Origin of the sequence: Nocardiopsis halophila DSM 44494 (assembly GCF_000341245.1) — a bacterium.
Classification (GTDB): Bacteria; Actinomycetota; Actinomycetes; order Streptosporangiales; family Streptosporangiaceae; genus Nocardiopsis_A; species Nocardiopsis_A halophila.
The window spans coordinates 44,333-61,575 of sequence record NZ_ANAD01000003.1 but is presented as its reverse complement, the minus strand read 5'-3'; the positions used below and the strand labels follow the sequence as shown (position 1 = coordinate 61,575).

The 17,243-nt window shown below is 74.1% G+C and carries 11 protein-coding genes; 4 read left to right on the top strand and 7 right to left on the bottom strand.

What is annotated here, in order from left to right:
• Window positions 1–55: 55 nt before the first annotated feature.
• Together hflX and D450_RS0100435 are read left to right on the top strand one after the other, a co-directional pair.
• Window positions 56–1,573 carry a GTPase HflX gene (hflX, locus tag D450_RS0100440; protein ID WP_026128297.1) on the top strand — a complete coding sequence of 506 codons (1,518 nt, stop codon included), beginning with the start codon at window positions 56–58 and terminating at the stop codon, window positions 1,571–1,573.
• 339 nt (window positions 1,574–1,912) lie between these two features.
• Window positions 1,913–3,121 (top strand): amidohydrolase family protein, encoded by a 1,209-nt coding sequence (locus D450_RS0100435; protein WP_017536711.1) that lies wholly within the window; start codon window positions 1,913–1,915, stop codon window positions 3,119–3,121.
• A gap of 451 nt (window positions 3,122–3,572) precedes the next feature.
• Here D450_RS0100435 and holA read toward each other — a convergent pair whose 3' ends face one another.
• From holA to D450_RS0100405, 6 genes are all read right to left on the bottom strand, one after another.
• A complete protein-coding gene (gene holA / locus D450_RS0100430; protein ID WP_017536710.1) occupies window positions 3,573–4,547 on the bottom strand; it encodes a DNA polymerase III subunit delta in 975 nt (324 codons plus the stop codon).
• 222 nt (window positions 4,548–4,769) lie between these two features.
• Window positions 4,770–7,223 carry a ComEC/Rec2 family competence protein gene (locus tag D450_RS0100425; protein WP_017536709.1) on the bottom strand — a complete coding sequence of 818 codons (2,454 nt, stop codon included), beginning with the start codon at window positions 7,221–7,223 and terminating at the stop codon, window positions 4,770–4,772.
• Between the two features lie 445 nt (window positions 7,224–7,668).
• Window positions 7,669–8,484 carry a ComEA family DNA-binding protein gene (locus D450_RS0100420; protein WP_241482996.1) on the bottom strand — a complete coding sequence of 272 codons (816 nt, stop codon included), beginning with the start codon at window positions 8,482–8,484 and terminating at the stop codon, window positions 7,669–7,671.
• A gap of 683 nt (window positions 8,485–9,167) precedes the next feature.
• Window positions 9,168–10,175, bottom strand: coding sequence for a phosphotransferase (locus D450_RS0100415; protein ID WP_239647327.1), 1,008 nt, complete (start codon window positions 10,173–10,175; stop codon window positions 9,168–9,170).
• A 284-nt stretch (window positions 10,176–10,459) separates the two neighbouring features.
• Window positions 10,460–10,726 (bottom strand): 30S ribosomal protein S20, encoded by a 267-nt coding sequence (gene rpsT, locus D450_RS0100410; RefSeq protein ID WP_017536706.1) that lies wholly within the window; start codon window positions 10,724–10,726, stop codon window positions 10,460–10,462.
• A 198-nt stretch (window positions 10,727–10,924) separates the two neighbouring features.
• A complete protein-coding gene (locus D450_RS0100405; protein ID WP_017536705.1) occupies window positions 10,925–11,941 on the bottom strand; it encodes a hypothetical protein in 1,017 nt (338 codons plus the stop codon).
• 199 nt (window positions 11,942–12,140) lie between these two features.
• Between D450_RS0100405 and lepA the strand changes: the two genes are divergently transcribed.
• Window positions 12,141–13,982, top strand: a complete 1,842-nt coding sequence (gene lepA / locus D450_RS0100400) for a translation elongation factor 4 (RefSeq protein ID WP_017536704.1) — start codon at window positions 12,141–12,143, stop codon at window positions 13,980–13,982.
• A gap of 137 nt (window positions 13,983–14,119) precedes the next feature.
• Here the strand turns inward: lepA and D450_RS0100395 are convergent, their stop codons facing one another.
• Entirely contained in the window at window positions 14,120–15,178 is a 1,059-nt protein-coding gene (locus D450_RS0100395) for a LacI family DNA-binding transcriptional regulator (protein ID WP_017536703.1), read from the bottom strand.
• Between the two features lie 112 nt (window positions 15,179–15,290).
• Here D450_RS0100395 and D450_RS0100390 point away from each other — a divergent pair, with 112 nt between their 5' ends.
• The gene (locus tag D450_RS0100390) at window positions 15,291–16,958 is read left to right on the top strand and encodes a glycoside hydrolase family 13 protein (protein WP_017536702.1); all 1,668 of its coding nucleotides are present in this window, start codon (window positions 15,291–15,293) and stop codon (window positions 16,956–16,958) included.
• The last annotated feature ends 285 nt before the right edge of the window (window positions 16,959–17,243 follow it).

The following is a 17,243-nucleotide window of genomic DNA, read 5'->3' as shown; positions in this document are numbered from 1 at the left end:
GACCATCCCAGGGAACAACCGGCGCCACCGCGACGTTGCTCCTGCTGGAGGGATATTGAGTACTGCTTACGAACACGGCTCCGACACCACGGACGGCCGCTTCGGCCACGGGGGTGCGGAGGACCGTGAGGCGGGAACCGCGGACGCCGTCGGCGCCGAGGACCTGCTCGCGCCCGAGGGCGGGCGCCCGGCCACCGACCCCGAGCCCGGCCAGCTCGACCTGGAGGAGCGCAACGCGCTGCGCCGCGTCGCCGGGCTCTCGACCGAGCTCGAGGACGTCACCGAGGTCGAGTACCGGTCGCTGCGGCTGGAGCACGTCGTGCTGATCGGCGTGTGGACCAGCGGCACCCAGGCCGACGCCGACAACTCGCTGACCGAGCTCAAACAGCTCGCCGAGACCGCCGGTGCCATGGTCCTGGAGGGCCTGACCCAGCGCCGCTCCAAGCCCGACCCGGCCACCTACATCGGGCGCGGCAAGGCCGAGGAGCTCGCCGGGGTGGTCGCCGCCACCGGCGCCGACACCGTCATCTGCGACGGGGAGCTCACCCCCGGCCAGCTGCGCCAGCTGGAGGAGGCGGTCCGGGTCAAGGTCATCGACCGCACCGCGCTGATCCTGGACATCTTCGCCCAGCACGCGCGCAGCAGCGAGGGCAAGGCCCAGGTCGAGCTGGCCCAGCTCAACTACCTGCTGCCGCGGCTGCGCGGCTGGGGCCAGTCGCTGTCCCGGCAGGCCGGCGGCCGCGCCGGCGGCAACGGAGGCGTGGGCCTGCGCGGTCCCGGTGAGACCAAGATCGAGACCGACCGGCGGCGGATCAACACCAAGATGGCCAAGCTGCGCCGCCAGCTGGCGCAGATGTCCACCGCGCGCGAGATCAAGCGCGACCGGCGGCGCGCGCGGCAGGTCCCCTCGGTCTCCATCGCCGGCTACACCAACGCCGGAAAGTCCAGCCTGCTCAACCGGCTGACCGGGGCCGGGGTACTGGTCGAGGACGCGCTCTTCGCCACCCTGGACCCGACGGTCCGGCGGGCGCGCACCCCCGACGGGCGCGGGTTCACCCTCAGCGACACCGTCGGGTTCGTCCGGCACCTGCCGCACCAGCTGGTCGAGGCGTTCCGCTCCACCCTGGAGGACGTGGCCGACGCCGACCTGATCGTGCACGTCGTCGACGCCTCGCACCCCGACCCCGAGCAGCAGCTGGCGTCGGTCCGCGAGGTCTTCGCCGACATCGGCGCCCAGGACGTGCCCGAGATCGTGGTGCTGAACAAGACCGACGCCGCCGACCCGGTGGCGCTCAAGCGGCTGCGCACCCGCGAGCCGGACGCGGTGGAGGTCTCCGCCCGCACCGGCGACGGCGTGCCCCGGCTGGTCGAGGCGGTCGCGGCCGCCCTGCCCGAGCTGCAGAACGAGGTCCGCGTCCTGGTGCCCTACGACCGGGGCGACCTGGTCTCCCGGGTGCACGAGGAGGGGCGGATCATCGCCGAGGAGCACACCGGCGAGGGCACCGCCCTGCACGCCTGGGTGCCCGCGCTGCTCGCCGGCAAGCTGCGCGATTTCGAGGTGGCCCTGAGCTGACCTGCGGCGCTCCCCGGCCGGGCCGGCCGGGGACGACGAGAACGGTGAACGGCGGAACCCCGCGCGGGGCTCCGCCGTTCGCTCTATCGTGGAGGTGCCTCCCGGGCCCGAGCGCCCGTGCGCCGCGGCGGATTCGCGGTGCGGAGGTGTACACGCCGTCCACGCATCAACTACCGTTCTGGGACACTGGCGGCGGGTGCCGGACGCCCGGTGCGCACCGCCTCCCCGGCCAAGACCACCTGAGATCGAGGTCCGTCCATGTCCTCCCCTTCACCGTGCAGCGCCGCCCCTGACACGGCGGCGCGGCCGTGAGCATCTCGGGCGGGAGCCGCTGAGACGATGACCGTGCGACTGCTCACCAACATCGGGCGCCTGTGGACCGGTACCGACCTGCTCAGCAACGCCGCCATGCTGCTGCACGGCGACCGCGTGGCCTGGGTCGGGCCCGCCGCCGAGCTCCCGCAGAGCCTGCCCGGGGTGATCGACGACATCGTCGACGTCGACGAGGTCGACAACCTCGGCGGGGGCCTGGTCACCCCGGGCCTGATCGACGCCCACTGCCACCCGGTCTACGCCGGGAACCGCTACGCCGAGGTGGCCATGCGCGCCGGCGGCGCCACCAAGTCCGAGATCGCCGGGGTCGGCGGCGGGGTGGCCTCCACCGTCACCGTGACCCGCGGGACCGACCCCTGGACGCTGTGCAACGCGGTGCGCGAGCGGCTGCGGTACTGGGTGCTCTCGGGCTGCACCACCGTCGAGGCCAAGACCGGCTACCACCTCACCCGGGACGGCGAGCTGGCCGACGTGCGGCTGCTGCGCACCCTGGAGGAGGAGCCGGGCATGCCCCGGCTGCACGTCACCTTCTTCGCTGCGCACGCGGTGCCGCCGGAGTACTTCGGCCGCCCGCAGGACTACGTGGAGGCGGTGGCCTCCTGGCTCGGCGACGCGGCCCAGGCCGGCGCCGAGGGCATGGACGTGTACTGCGACAACCACCAGTTCACCGCCGAGGACGCGCACCGCCTGCTGTCGGCCGGGCGCGCCTCGGGGCTGCGCACCCACCTGCACGCCTGCGCCAAGCCGCGGCACGGCGCCGTGCGGATGGCGGCGGACCTGCAGTGCACCTCGGTGGACCTGCTGCACGAGATCGACGAGGACGACGTGCTGGCGCTGGCCAAGACCGCCACGCCGGTGGTGGTGTGCCCGACGACGTCGCTGATGGAGCGCACCCGCCCGCCGGTGCGGGCGCTGCTGGACCACGGGGTCCCGGTGGCGCTGGGCACCGACCACAACCCCGGCCAGGCCGGGGCGATGTCGCTGCCGCTGGCGGTGTCGATCGCGGTGGCCATGTTCGGCATGAGCGTGCTGGAGGCCCTGCGCGCCGCCACCGCGGGCGGCGCCCACGCCCTGGGCTGCGGCGACCGCGGCGTGCTGGCCCCGGGCAAGTTCGCCGACATCGTCCAGTGGGACGCCGACCACGAAGGCGCCTTCGCCTGGTCCTACGGCCTGAAGTCGCTGCGCGTGTGGCGGGGCGGCGAGACGATCCGCTGAGCCGTCGGCGGAGACCACGGCGGCGTCTGCGGAACCGGCGAAGGGGCCATGGCCCCCAGCGGGATGCGCCCGTCCCCTCGGATGCCTGTCTGATCCCTGCGCACCTTCCGCGCCCATGCGCCCGACGACGGGCCCTGGCTCCCGACCCCCGCGCCGTTCCGGGCCCCGCCTGCTCGGAGACCGAGAGCCGACAGGCCCACACGATCGGCCGCCGAGTTGCGGTGGAGGGGCCGAGGGGAGAAGCGACACCGCGGGAAAACCGCCCTGGCGGATCGGGACCGGCGCACGGGATGCCGGTCGGCCGCAGGCTCGGGGCACCGCCCCGCTCTCGCTGCGCCGCCGGAGCGGCCCGCCTAACGCCACAGAACCTCTGAAGAGCTCAGTACCGAGGTCCGGGGGTTCGGAGAGCCGACGCCCTGCGCTGAGACCCCTGGGAACCGGCCGTCCTCGTTCAGCCCCGGCCGGCGCTGCGGGCGGTGGCGATCTCGATGACCGCGCGCTCGAGGGCATAGGCGGGGTCGCGGCCCGCGCCCTTGATGAGGGCGTCGGTCTCGGCCACCACGCGCATGGCGCGTGCGACGCCCTGGGGCGACCAGCCGCGGGCCTGCTGGCGCAGGGTCTTGAGCTTCCACGGGGGGACCTTGGCCCGCTTGGCGATCTCGGCCTCGGACACCCCGCGCGGCGGCTGGGCGGCCACGGCGATGCCCCGCACGGCGCCCGCCAGGGCGCTGTTGATCAGGACCGGCGCGGTGCCCACCGCCAGCGACCAGCGCAGCTGCTCCAGCGCCTCGGGCAGGCGTCCCTCCACCGCGCGGTCGGCGACGGTGAAGCCCGAGGCCTCGGCCTTGCCGGTGTGGTAGCGGGCGACGGCGGCCGCGTCCACCCGCCCGTCGGTGTCGGCGATGAGCTGGGTGCAGGCGGCCGCGATCTCCCGCAGGTCGTTGCCGACGGCGTCGAGGAGCGACTGGGCGGCGTCCGCCGTGATCTGGCGGCCGCCCCGGGAGAACTCCTCCTTGATGAACTTCAGGCGCTCGGCGGGCTTGGTCGGCTTGGCGCAGTCCACGCGCGCGGCGCCGGCCTTCTTCGCGGCGTCGAGCAGCGCCTTGCCCTTGGCCCCGCCCGCGTGCACCAGGACCAGCACCACGTCGTCGGCCGGGTCCTCGAGGTAGGAGGTGACCTCCGCGGCCAGGTCCTTGGTCAGGTCCTGGGAGGAGCGCAGCACCACCACCCGGCGCTCGCCGAACAGCGAGGGCGAGGCGGCCTCGGCCAGCTTGCCCACGGTGACCTGCGCGGGCACCAGGTCGTGCACGTCCACCTCGGGGTCGCCGTCCCGGGCGGCGGCGACCAGCTCGGCGACGGCGCGGTCGACGAGCAGCTCCTCGTCGCCGACGACGAGGGTGACCGGGGAGACGGACGCGGAAGCCATACGAGCAGGATGCCACGCACCGGTGACCGTTCGGGCCGGAGTCGGCGCCGCCGGATCGGCGGTGATGCGGGAAGGGCGACGGGGCGGCGCGAACGGGGCCCGGAACCGGTCCCCTGGGTGGCTCGGGGGTATCGGATGTGGTGACAACACCACCCGATCGCACCAAGAGTGGTGCTATCACCACTCTCGATTGCCCGCGTCCTGCCGGTGGGCCCGAACGGCTCATGCCCGATCGTCCTGTCCGCGAGCGAAGGCTTCGGGGCCCTCAGGGCCCGGGACGACGGCGATGTCGCCCTGCAGGTCGGTCCGGTAGTGCGCGTCGGTGAGGCCCTCCACCACCCGCAGGGTCTCCGGTGACGGGTGGCCGTAGGAGTTGTCCGCGCCCACCGATGTCAGGACCAGACGGGCGCCCGTGGCCTCAAGGAACGCCTTCTCCTGTGTCTTGGCCCCGTGGTGGGGTGTCTTGAGCACGTCGACTGCGAGCGCGTCCGTCCGGCCGAGCAGCGCGCGCTGCGTCGGCTCCTCGATGTCCCCGGTGAGCAGGACCGTCATGGGGAGGGCGTCCCCGTCGCGCGGCGGACTCCAGCGCGCGTGCAGGACGACGCTGTGATCGTTGTCGCCCGCGGAGGCGGAGGCGCCGGTGCTCTCCCGGGAACCGCCCGGTGCTCCTTCCGGCCAGAGCACGGTCAGGGTCCACGGGCCGGCGGCCCACACCTGTCCCGATTCGGCGGCGTGCAGCGGGATCCCTTCGGCGCGCAGGTGTTCGCCGGGCGAGGAGGCCCCGAACCCGCCGGGCGCCAGTACGGCGTGGGCGCCGCGGCCCTTCAGCGCGCCGACCGTGTCGCCTGCGTGGTCGGCGTGGGCGTGGGTGAGCACCAGCAGCGACAGGTGCTCCACGCCCAGGTCCCCGAGGCAGCGGTCGACGCCGGCGCCTTCATCACCGGTGTCCACGAGCACGGCCTGCCCGTCCCCGGTGGCCAGGGCCAGCGCGTCCCCCTGCCCGACGTCGCAGGCCGCCAGGGCCCACCCCTGCGGCGGCCAGCCCTTCAGCACGCACATCGTGGCGGCGGAGCAGACCCCGACCGCAGTGAGGGAGGCCAGGAGGCCGCGCCGGGCGCGGCCCCGCAGCACGAGCACGGCGGCGACCACCACGGCCAGGACCAGCGCGCCGACGGCGTCGCCGCGCCAGGGCAGGGCGGTGAAGGGCAGGGAGGCCACAGCGCGGGCGATCGCGGCGACGGCCAGCACCGCCAGCCCGGGCACCCAGGCCAGGAGCGCGGCGACCGGAGGCCAGAGCAGAGCCGCGACCGCGGTCGCGAACCCGCCTGCCATGGCGACGGGGACGAGAGGGGTGGCCGCGATGTTCGCGGGCACCGCCGCCCAGCCCACCTCGGGGCGCAGCAGCACCAGCACCGGCAGGCAGGCCACGTGGGCGGCCAGGGCCACTGCGGCCGCCTCGGCGATCCACCGGGGAGGCCGGGGCGCACGGGGCCGCAGGCCGTGCAGCGTGCGGCTCCAGCGCGGGGCGAGCACCATGATGCCGCCGGTGGCCAGGACCGACAGGGAGAAGCCGTAGGCGCGGGCCAGGGCGGGGTCGAACAGCACCAGCGCCAGGAGGGCGGCCGCCAGCGCGGCCAGCCCGGTGCGGGGGCGGCCTGCGGCGAGGGCGGACAGGGCGATCAGCGCCATCAGCGCGGCGCGCAGCACGCTGGGGCGGGGCCCGGCGACCAGGACCATGGCGGCGATGAGCGCGGCCGCGGCGAGCGCGGCGGCCCACGGAGGCAGGCGCGCCCACCGTGCCAGGGCCAGGGCGGATCCGGTGAGCACGGCCAGGTGGGTGCCGGAGACGACCATCAGGTGGGTCGTCCCGGAGGCGCGGAAGTCCTCCACGACCGAGGAGGGCACGCGCGCGGAGTCCCCGGCCACGAACGCCGGCAGCAGGGTGTCGGCGGGGGAGGGCAGCCCGGAGGAGGCGGCGCGCAGGCGCTCGCGGGCGTGCTCGGCCCAGGCCTGGGCGGCGGGCGCAGGCCGGACGCCGTGCGGCGGCCCCCGGACCAGGACCAGGGCGCGGACGGGGCCGCCGCCGTCGGCGGGGACCACCGCGCCTGAGATCCGCACGCGCTGCCCGGGGAGCAGGGGGCCCCAGCCGGGGCCGGAGGCGACGAGGACGACGGGGACGCGGGTGGCGAGGCGGGGCCGGTCGGGGCGCAGCACGGCCACGGTCATGGCCCGGACGACGTGCCGCTCCGCGTCCGGACGCGCCTCGTCGCCGGCCGCGGCGCCGGCCTTGGGGCGCGGGGGCTCGGAGACCTCGACCTCCAGCTCGGCAGTGGCCTCGCGCGCGGCGAGCGCGGTGACGGGGGAGGCCTCGACGGAGGCGAGCCGACCGGCGCAGGCCACGGCGGACGCGGCGCAGCAGGCGAGCAGTGCGGCCACGGCGGCCCGGGCGGGCGTCCCCGGGGCGGGGCGCCGGAGCCGGAGCAGGGCCGCTCCGGCGGCGGCCGTGAGCAGGACGGAGGCTCCCGTGGCGACGGCGGCGCCCCCGCCGATGAGGAGGGCGGCCGTGACCCAGGCTCCCACGGCCGGCGCGACGAGTCGGAGGTCGACGGCGCGCACCTCCCCGTCGGAGCCGGGCGCATCGGGAGCATCGGTCCCGAAGAGCAGCGACGTCCGCATGAGGCCTCCTGAGAACGGGCGGGCCAAGGGGAACAGAGCCCCCGGAGGAGACTGGCGAGCGAAACCACCGGGGTCGTAGAAGGTCGATGAGGGAGTGCTGAAGCGGCTTCGGGCACGGCGAAGGGCGCTCATGGCCGGTGTGCGGCCATGCGCCCGGATGCCCTGCGGCTCAGGGCGGTGGCCCGGACGCTGTGCGCCGCCCGGAGCGCCGCGCCACGTACTCGACACGGCGATCCGGCACCACCTGGCGGTCGATGCCCCGCTCACGTGGTCATCGCAGGGCCGCCGTGCCCCCACAGGTGGAAGGGATGGACGGGGATTCCGCCTGGGTGGGCCGTCGACTGAGGGGAACGCGACGAGGGCCGTGCCCGGGCGCTGTGGCTGGTGCGCCCCACGGGTACCCCGTCCGTCCAACGGCCACGGCACTCCGACGGGCGCGGCCCGGTCACGGTGGCGGGACCCCGACCTGGACCAGGTCCTTGAGTTCCGCATAGCGCTTCTCGCCGATGCCCGACACGTCCTGGAGCTGTTCCACCGACGTGAATCCTCCGTTCCGGGTGCGGAAGGCGATGATGCGCTCGGCCAGCACCGGGCCCACGCCGGGGAGTTCCTGGAGCTGCTCCTGAGTGGCCGTGTTCAGGTCGATCGGGGCCTCCGCCGGTGCCTCCGCCCCTGCCTTCGGGGCCGGGGGAGCGGTGCCCGGCGGGGACTGTTCGTACTCCTCACCGACGAGGATCTGCTCGCCGTCGGCCAGCGGGCGCGCCAGGTTCAGGGTCCCGGTCCCGGCCCCGTCGGCCACCCCGCCCGCCGCCTCGATCGCGTCGGCCACGCGCGATCCGGCGGGCAGCGTCACCACCCCCGGCTCCTGCACGTCCCCGCCGACGTGCACGGTGACCTCCCCCTGTTGCGCGGCCGCACCGGGGGTTCCCGCCGCGGGGCCCTCGTCCGGCGGCGGACGGCTCGCGGCGGGGGCATCGGCCCCGGAGGGGGAAGGCGCGGCCGCGGCGTCCGCCTGGAGGCGGGGTGCGGGATCGCCGGTGGGTGCACCGCCCAGGGCGAACCAGGCGGTCACCGCCACCGCCGCGACGCAGACGAGCAGCAGTCCGCCGAGACCCGCCCTGCTCAGCCGGGCCCGGCCGTCCGGGGCGCTGAGCTGGAGGCGTTCGGCGAGCAGCTCGGTCAGTGACGGCCGCAGGGGCGGCGGTGCGACTTCGGCGTAGCCGCGGGGGAGTGCCCCCTCCTCGGACACAGGCTCGGACACAGGCCCGGGGGCAGGGGCCCGCCGGCGGCGGGGCGACGGCCGAGGGCCGGGAGCGGGGGCGGCGGCACCGGGCCGGTCGACGGGGACCGCGTAGGGCGGCGCGGGCACGTCGATCCCGGAGACGGCGTCCTCGTCGGGGGGATCGCGGGGAGGGGCCGGCCGGGCCGTGGGCTCGGTGGCGGCGGTGGCTGCGGTGGCGGGATCGTCGAAAGGGGGAGCCGCCGGCCCGGCCGCAGGGGGAGCGGGCGGGGCGGCCCGGGCGCTCGTGACCGCGCGGAGGCGGTCACTCGCCTTGTCGCGGGAATCGGAGTGGCGGCCTCGGCCGCGGAGCGGAGACATGGGGCCAGAGTGGGCCGCCCGCGCGCCGATCGGGGCGCGGATCTCCCCGCTGTGGACAACCGTGGACGCGCGACCGCCTCCCGGGAGTGCGCCACCGCTTCCCTCGGGGGCCGCAGGGTTCGAGATGATCCTCATGTCGTCGCCGGATGAGGCCACTGATTCGGAGGTCATATCCGGGAGAGCGAACGAGGTGACGAGGATGCCTGTCCGTGCGCGGTCTATACGGACGTGCTGGACGGCCCATGGTCGAGCACGGCCTCGGCTCGGATCGACTCGGCGCCGAGCCCGACGCGGTCGCGCCAGCGCCGCCGGTTGGTCTGCCCGCCCGTTCGGATCCGCCGGGGTCAGGCGTCGCGGAAGGGGACCCCGAGGTCGCCGGTGGCCAGGGTGCGCAGCCAGGCCGCCATGCTCGCGTCGCGGGCCCGCCGCACCTGCGGGCCCAGTTCGGGGAACACCCGCCCCCAGGCCAGCGCGCGGGACACCGGGCCCAGCCGCAGCGCCGCCTGGGCCTCGTCGCGCAGCTCGGGCATCGATCCCGTGTCGCTCCACGGCTCCAGGTAGGCGTCGCGCAGGCGCTCCAGTTCGGCGGGGGACGCGCCGTACTCGGCGGCCGCGAAGCGCAGCGGCACCAGCAGGCTCGTGAACGGGTGCGCCACCGAGGCGTCCCCCCAGTCCACGAAGCGGTACCCGCCCTCCAGCAGGAACACGTTGCCCATGTTCAGGTCCGAGTGGTCCAGCGACGGCGGCACGGCCGAGGACGCCAGCCGGGCCCGGATGCGCTCGAACTCCGGGCGGAACGCCTCCACGTCCGTGCGCGCCGGCCCCAGCTGCGCGGACACGCCCCGGTCCGCCAGCAGCTCGTCCAGCAGCGTTCCCAGCCTCGCCGGCCGCAGGTCGGGCACGCCCAGCGCGAGCATGTCCCGCACCCGCCCCACCAGAGCCCGCTGCAGTTGGGCGTAGGCCCGCAGGACCGACCCCCACATGCTCAGGTCCCGCGACCGCCCCAGCAGGTCCACCAGCGGCGGCCCGCCGTCGGGCAGCAGGGCCCACCCGCGTTTGGCGTCCACCGCGATGGGGGTCAGCACCCGCCCCGGCGCCCAGGCGTGCAGCGCGCCGGCCAGGGCCGCCTCGAAGTCGGCGCCCGGCGCCCCCGCCTTGAACCACACGGTGCCCAGCGTGGTGGCGAAGCGGGCCGTGGTGGACCAGGGCCGCACCCGTACCCGCGGCGGCACCGGCAGCACCCGTCCGCCGCGCTCGGCGAGCCTGCCCTCCACCCAAGCGGTGACCTCGCCCCGCGGCCCCGGGTCCTCCCACAGGGCCAGGCGGAGTGAGGCGTAGTCGACACCGTCCACGACGACCACGCTAGATCAGGAACCGACCCGCGTCCCGGGTCCGGTGGGGCACGTCACGGGGCGGTCCGGTTCGCGCCCGGCGACGGGGCGGCCGACCGGTTCGGGGAGTCCGTGCCGCGGGCCTCGCACGGGGGAGCGGCGGGGCGCCGCACCCCGATGACCTGTGCCGCAGGGCAGGCCCGGCGCCCGGTGGCCGACGGAGCCGTGCGGAAGCGTGAAAAGCGGGCCGTCCCCTCGGGGACGGCCCGCTTTTCACGCTTCCGGCCGACGACCGGGCGCCCTGCCTACTTCTGGAGCTGCTCCAGGCGCTTGGCGATGGCGCTCTTGCGGTTCGCGGCCTGGTTCTTGTGGATGACGCCCTTGCTGGAGGCCTTGTCCAGCTGGCGGGCGGCGGCGCGCTGCAGGACGACGGCCTGCTCCACGTTTCCGGCGTCGGCGGCGTCACGGAACCGGCGGACGGCCGTCTTCAGGGACGACTTGACCGAGCGGTTGCGCAGACGAGCCTTCTCGTTCTGCCGGATGCGCTTCTTCTGCGACTTGATGTTCGCCATGCGAAAACGTGCTCCAGTGAAATTTCGGGTGGTGGGTCCTGACGCTCGACCCCGACCGCGGGCAGCCGTTCCGCGGAGGGCCGGGCCCGGACCGGCACCGGGTGTATGAGACCGAAGGGCTCAAACGAACGTGGAACGTCCGAGACACGGACTTCCATTATGCAACGTCTGGGGGAGTGCTTCCGACCGTCCGGGGGGTCAGCCGGACGGCGACGCCCAGCCGGCCACATAGGCGTCCCAGTCCTCGTCCGAGGCGGTGTCGAGCAGATACAGGGCCACCCCTGCGTCCGTATCGCGCATGCCCGCCCTGGTCATTCCGATCCGCACGGCCTCAACGGCCGTGGAGGCGTCCTCGCTCCCGGCCTCAGGGCCCCAGCGCTCGTCCTCATAGGTCGGCACGCCGAACCGTACCGCCGTGTCCTCGGTGCGTTCGGTGTCCAGGGCCTCCGCGGTCTCCTCGACCTGGCGCACCATGTACCCGCCGTACATCGACCCGACCGGCATCCCCGACCCGTGCCCTGGAACGACGACGACGTCCGCGCGCTCCGCGACGCGCCTGAGGTACCCCTTCGACCAGTACCGTTCGCCCCGGTCGATCGCGAAGTAGGGGACGCGCAGCCCCGGCACCAGCTCCACCGGGAGCGCCTGCACGGACAGCACCGCGTCGTCCCCGATCTCCTCCCCGACCTGTTCGAGCAGTCCCGGATACGACGGGTCGTTCACCGACACCGGCGCCACGTCCAGGTGCACCCCGGCGAACCCGGCGTCGGCCATGGCGCCCGCCGCCGACGACAGCTCGGTCCGTGCCTGCTCGTCGAAGCGGTCCTCGACCAGGGACGAGCCTTCGGCCCGGTGCCGCAGCCACGCCAGGACCCGCACCTCGGGCAGCTCCTGTCCGGCCCATTCGAGGAAGCCGGCGGCGCCGTCCGAGCCGCCGGCGCCCGTCACCGCGCCGTCCGCGTCGATCTCGCCCGCCAGAACGTACAGCTCGCCGATCTCACCCTGCTCGACGCGCGCCTTGAGCGCGCCACGCTCCTCGGCCCCGGCCTCCCCGGTCAGCCACCGGTCCGACAGCCAGGCGGCGTCCCCGCCGTTCCCGGCGGCCCAGTCGGCCTTGTCCCCGGAGAACCTCATGCCCAGAAGCGCCCCGGCCGCCACCACCACGACCAGCAGCGCCGCCACACCCGCGGCGACGCGCTTCAGCAGCCACTTCACCGATGTCCCCCGTTCTCCCGCCGTCGCATAGCCTGAGACCTGTACGCCCTACGCCCTGGGATCCGCACCGCCCGCAGGGCCGCCGAGGTCCCGGCCGCCGGTGGACATGGGATCATGGAGGGCGATACCCGCGCAGCACGGCCGCTCACGCGCCCGCGCGCGCTGTCCCTCTACCGACGACAAAGGTGAACGGAGCACGGTGGCACAGCCGAAACGGACCGATCCCGCGCTGATCCGGAACTTCTGCATCATCGCGCACATCGACCATGGCAAGTCGACGCTGGCCGACCGCATGCTCCAGTTGTCCGGCATCGTCGAGGACCGCCAGATGCGCGCCCAGTACCTGGACCGCATGGACATCGAGCGCGAGCGCGGCATCACGATCAAGTCGCAGGCCGTCCGCCTCCCCTTCACGGCGCTCGACGACCGGACCTACGTGCTGAACCTGATCGACACCCCCGGACACGTCGACTTCAGCTATGAGGTCTCCCGCTCCCTGGCGGCCTGCGAGGGCACCATCCTTCTGGTCGACGCCGCCCAGGGCATCGAGGCCCAGACCCTGGCCAACCTCTACATGGCCTTGGAGAACGACCTCGCGATCATCCCGGTCCTGAACAAGATCGACCTGCCGGCCGCCCAGCCGGAGAAGTACGCCGAGGAGCTCGCCGGGATCATCGGCTGTGAGCCCTCCGACGTGCTCAAGGTCAGCGCCAAGACCGGCGAGGGGGTCGAGGAGCTCCTCAACGAGCTGGTCCGCCAGGTCCCGCCGCCGGAGGGCGACGCCGACGCCCCCGCGCGCGCGATGATCTTCGACTCGGTCTACGACACCTACCGCGGCGTGGTGACCTACGTGCGGGTCGTGGACGGGGCGCTGAGCTCCCGCGAGCGCATCACGATGATGTCGACCGGCGCCGCCCACGAGATGCAGGAGGTCGGCGTCATCTCGCCCGAGCCCACCAAGGTCGCGGGCCTGGGCGTGGGCGAGGTCGGCTACATCATCACCGGTGTGAAGGACGTCCGCCAGTCCAAGGTCGGTGACACCATCACCTCCGCGGCCAAGGGCGCCACCGAGATGCTGCCCGGCTACCAGGAGGCCAAGCCGATGGTCTTCTCCGGGCTGTACCCCATCGAGGGCACCGACTACCCGGTCCTCCGCGATGCCCTGGAGAAGCTCCAGCTCAACGACGCGTCCCTGGTGTTCGAGCCGGAGACCTCCGCAGCGCTCGGCTTCGGCTTCCGCTGCGGCTTCCTCGGGCTGCTCCACCTGGAGATCACCCGCGCGCGCTTGGAGCGCGAGTTCGACCTGGCGCTCATCTCCACCGCGCCCAACGTCATCTACCGGGTGGTCATGGAGGACGGCACCGAGCACACGGTGACCAACCCCAGTGAGTTCCCCGAGGGCAAGATCGACCAGGTCTTCGAGCCGGTCGTGAAGGCCACGCTGCTCTCGCCCTCCGACTACGTGGGGGCGATCATGGAGCTGTGCCAGGGGCGGCGCGGCTCCCTCCTCGGTATGGACTACCTGTCCGAGGACCGGGTGGAGATGCGCTACATGCTGCCCCTGGCCGAGATCGTCTTCGACTTCTTCGACCAGCTCAAGTCCCGCACCAAGGGGTACGCCTCGCTGGACTACGACACCTCCGGGGAGCAGTCCGCGGACCTGGTCAAGGTCGACATCCTGCTGCAGGGGGAGACCGTCGACGCCTTCTCGGCGATCGTGCACCGGGAGCACGCCTACGCCTACGGCACGGAGATGACCAAGAAGCTGCGCGAGCTGATCCCCCGGCAGCAGTACGAGATCCCGGTCCAGGCCGCCATCGGCTCCCGGGTGATCGCCCGTGAGAACATCCGCGCGATCCGCAAGGACGTGCTCTCGAAGTGCTACGGCGGCGACATCAGCCGTAAGCGCAAGCTGCTGGAGAAGCAGAAGGAGGGCAAGAAGCGCATGAAGATGGTGGGCCGCGTCGAGGTCCCCCAGGAGGCCTTCATCTCCGCGCTGTCCACCGGTTCGGATCCCAAGGAGGATGCGAAGAAGAAGTAGCTCCCGGCAGGAGGGGCCGCCTGGGTGCCGCCGCATCGCCCGGCGCGGTCCTTCCCCGCGTTGATCTCGGGGAAGTCGGCCTTGTACCGGCTGGTACACCCCCGACTTCCCCGAGATCAACGGGATGCGGGCGGCCCTCAGGCGCCCGTCCCGGGGCCGGCCGCCGCCGGCGCGGCGGCCGCGCGGCGGGCCGTCGCGGGCGGGACCGCGGTCGAGGCGCGGACGACCAGCTCCGGGTCGAACAGGTACTCGTCGTGGGAGACGGCGTGCCCGTTGATGGCATCGGTCAGGCTGCGCACCGATGCGTGGGCCATGGCCTTGACGGGCTGGCGGACCGTGGTCAGCGGCGGGTCGGTGAAGGCGATGAGCTGGGAGTCGTCGAAGCCGACCGCGGAGAAGTCCCGCGGCACCGACAGCCCGCGCTGGCGGGCGGCGCGGATCGCCCCCAAGGCCATCAGGTCCGACCCGCACACCAGGGCGGTCGCCCCTTCGCGCAGCAGCCGTACCGCCGCGGCGTAGCCCCCTTCGACGCCGTACTGGGCCAGCGTCACCAGGGACTCGGGGTCGAGCCCGTGGCGCAGCATCGCCGCGCGGTAGCCCTCCCGGCGCCGCTTGACCGGCACGAAGCGCTCGGGGCCGCTGGCGAACCCGATCCGGGTGTGGCCGAGGGTGGCCAGGTGGTCCACGGCCTGCCGTGCGGCCTCGTGCTCGTCGCAGGAGACGAAGGCGGCCGGCACGTCCTCGGCGTACCCGTTGACCAGCACGATGGGCAGCCCGCGGGAGACCAGGCGGCGGTAGCGGTCGTGGTCGGCGGTGGTGTCGGCGTGCAGCCCGGACACGAAGATGATGCCGGCGACGTTGCGCTCCAGCAGCATCTCCACGTACTCGTCCTCGGTGTTGCCGCCGGGGGTCTGGGTGCCCAGCACGGGGGTGTACCCGTGCTGCCCCAGGACCTTCTCCACCTCCTGGGCGAACATCGGGAAGACGGGGTTGTCCAGCTCGGGCACGACCATCCCGACCAGCCCGGCCGAGCGCCGGCGCAGCCGCGCGGGGCGCTCGTAGCCCAGCACGTCCAACGCGGTCAGCACCGCCCGCCGGGTCTCGGCCCCCACCCCCGGCTTGTCGTTCAGCACGCGGGAGACGGTCGCCTCGCTGACGCCCGCGTGCCGGGCGATGTCGGTCAGTCGTGGAGCCATGGGCAGCACTCTAATGCAGATTCTTCGACATCTCTCCGCAAGATCTGGGTAATATTGCGCAAGCTCTTGCAGAGCCTCAGCACCATCCGGGTCAACGTGGAGGTACCCCCGCATGCCGCAGTCCCCTGCCCCCCAGGCCTCCCGCGCACCGGGCGCGGCCCCCGCGACGTCCGCGGGCCGTACCGAGTGGTGGCGCGACGCCGCGATCTACCAGATCTACGTCCGCAGCTTCGCCGACTCCGACGGCGACGGCGACGGCGACCTGCGCGGCGTCCGGCGCCGCCTGCCGGAGCTGGCCGAGCTGGGCGTGGACGCCGTCTGGCTCACCCCCTTCTACGTGTCCCCGCTGGCCGACGGCGGGTACGACGTGGCCGACTACCGCGACGTCGACCCGCGCTTCGGGACGCTGGAGGACTTCGACGCCATGGTCGAGACCGCGCACGGCCTGGGCCTGCGGGTGATCATCGACGTCGTGCCCAACCACACCTCCTCGGCGCACCGGTGGTTCGACGCGGCCGTGGCCGCCGGGCCCGGCTCGCCCGAGCGCGCGCGCTACATCTTCCGCCCCGGCAAGGGGGCGGACGGGGAGCTCCCCCCGAACAACTGGCGCTCCATCTTCGGCGGCCCGGCCTGGACGCGGCTCAAGCGTCCCGACGGCACGCCCGAGGAGTGGTACCTGCACCTGTTCGCCCCCGAGCAGCCCGACCTGGACTGGACCCACCCCGAGGTGCACGCCGAGTTCGAGGACGTGCTCAGGTTCTGGCTCGACCGGGGCGTGGACGGGTTCCGCATCGATGTGGCGCACGGGATGGTCAAGGACCCTGCACTCCCCGACATCGACGACGGCGCCAAGCCCGACCTGCTGGACGGCTCCACCCGGCTGCCCTACTTCGACCAGGACGGGGTGCACGAGATCTACCGCAAGTGGCGGCGGATCGCCGACTCCTACCCGGGCGAGCGCGCGCTCGTGGCCGAGGCCTGGGTGGAGGACTCCGAGCGGGTGGCGCGCTACATCCGGCCCGACGAGCTGCACCAGGCCTTCAACTTCGAGTACCTGGGGGCCGGATGGGACCCCGCTGAGGTCGCGCGGGTCGTCGACGCGACCCTCGCCGCCAACGGAAAGGTCGGGGCGCCCACCACGTGGGTGCTGTCCAACCACGATGTGACGCGCCACCGCACCCGCTTCGGCGGGCCTGAGGGCGGCCTCAAGCGCGCGCGGGCGGCCGCGCTGCTCACCCTGGGCCTCCCGGGGTCGGCCTACCTGTACCAGGGGGAGGAGCTGGGACTGCCGGAGGTCACCGACCTTCCGGAAGAGGCCCTGCAGGATCCGACGTGGGAGCGGTCGGGGCGCACCGAGCGCGGGCGCGACGGGTGCAGGGTGCCGCTGCCCTGGGAGGAAGGGGAGGCCCCCTACGGCTTCGGCCCGCAGGGCAGCCGGCCCTGGCTCCCGGTCCCCTCGGAGTGGGCCGGCCTGAGCCGGCAGGCCCAGCGCGAGGATCCCGGGTCGGTCCTGGCGCTGTACACCGAGGCGCTGCGGCTGCGCCGCGAGGTGGTGGCCGCGTCCCCGGGCGAGGACGGCCTGGAGTGGGAGACGGCGCCCCGCGGGGTGCTGCGCTTCCGGCGGGGGGAGCGCTTCGCCTGTGCGGTCAACATGTCCACGGCCCCCGTCGAGCTGGACGGGGTGGGCGAGGTCCTGCTGTCCGGCGGCGGTGTCGAGGGCCGGGACGGGGCGCTGGTCCTCCCTCCGGACACCGGGGTCTGGTTCGTCCCGGGAGCCTGAGCGCGTATCCGAGGACCCTGAGCGGCAGTCCGTCTGAGCGGGAGGGCGGAGCCGCCCGGCGCCGGACGGTGAGCGGCGCCGGAAAGTGAAGAAACCCTTGCGAGGGAGGCGGTGGGTGCCGCCTCCCTCGTCGGCGTGTCCGCGGCCGGGTACCCGGGCGGTTCTGCGTGGAAGGCGCGAACGCAAGACGACGCCCGGGTTTCGAGGATGTTTCCGGATTGTGATGGAAAAAGGCTGCAAAATCTTGCAGATCTTGCCGAAAGTAGGGGAGGTCACAGGGGCGGC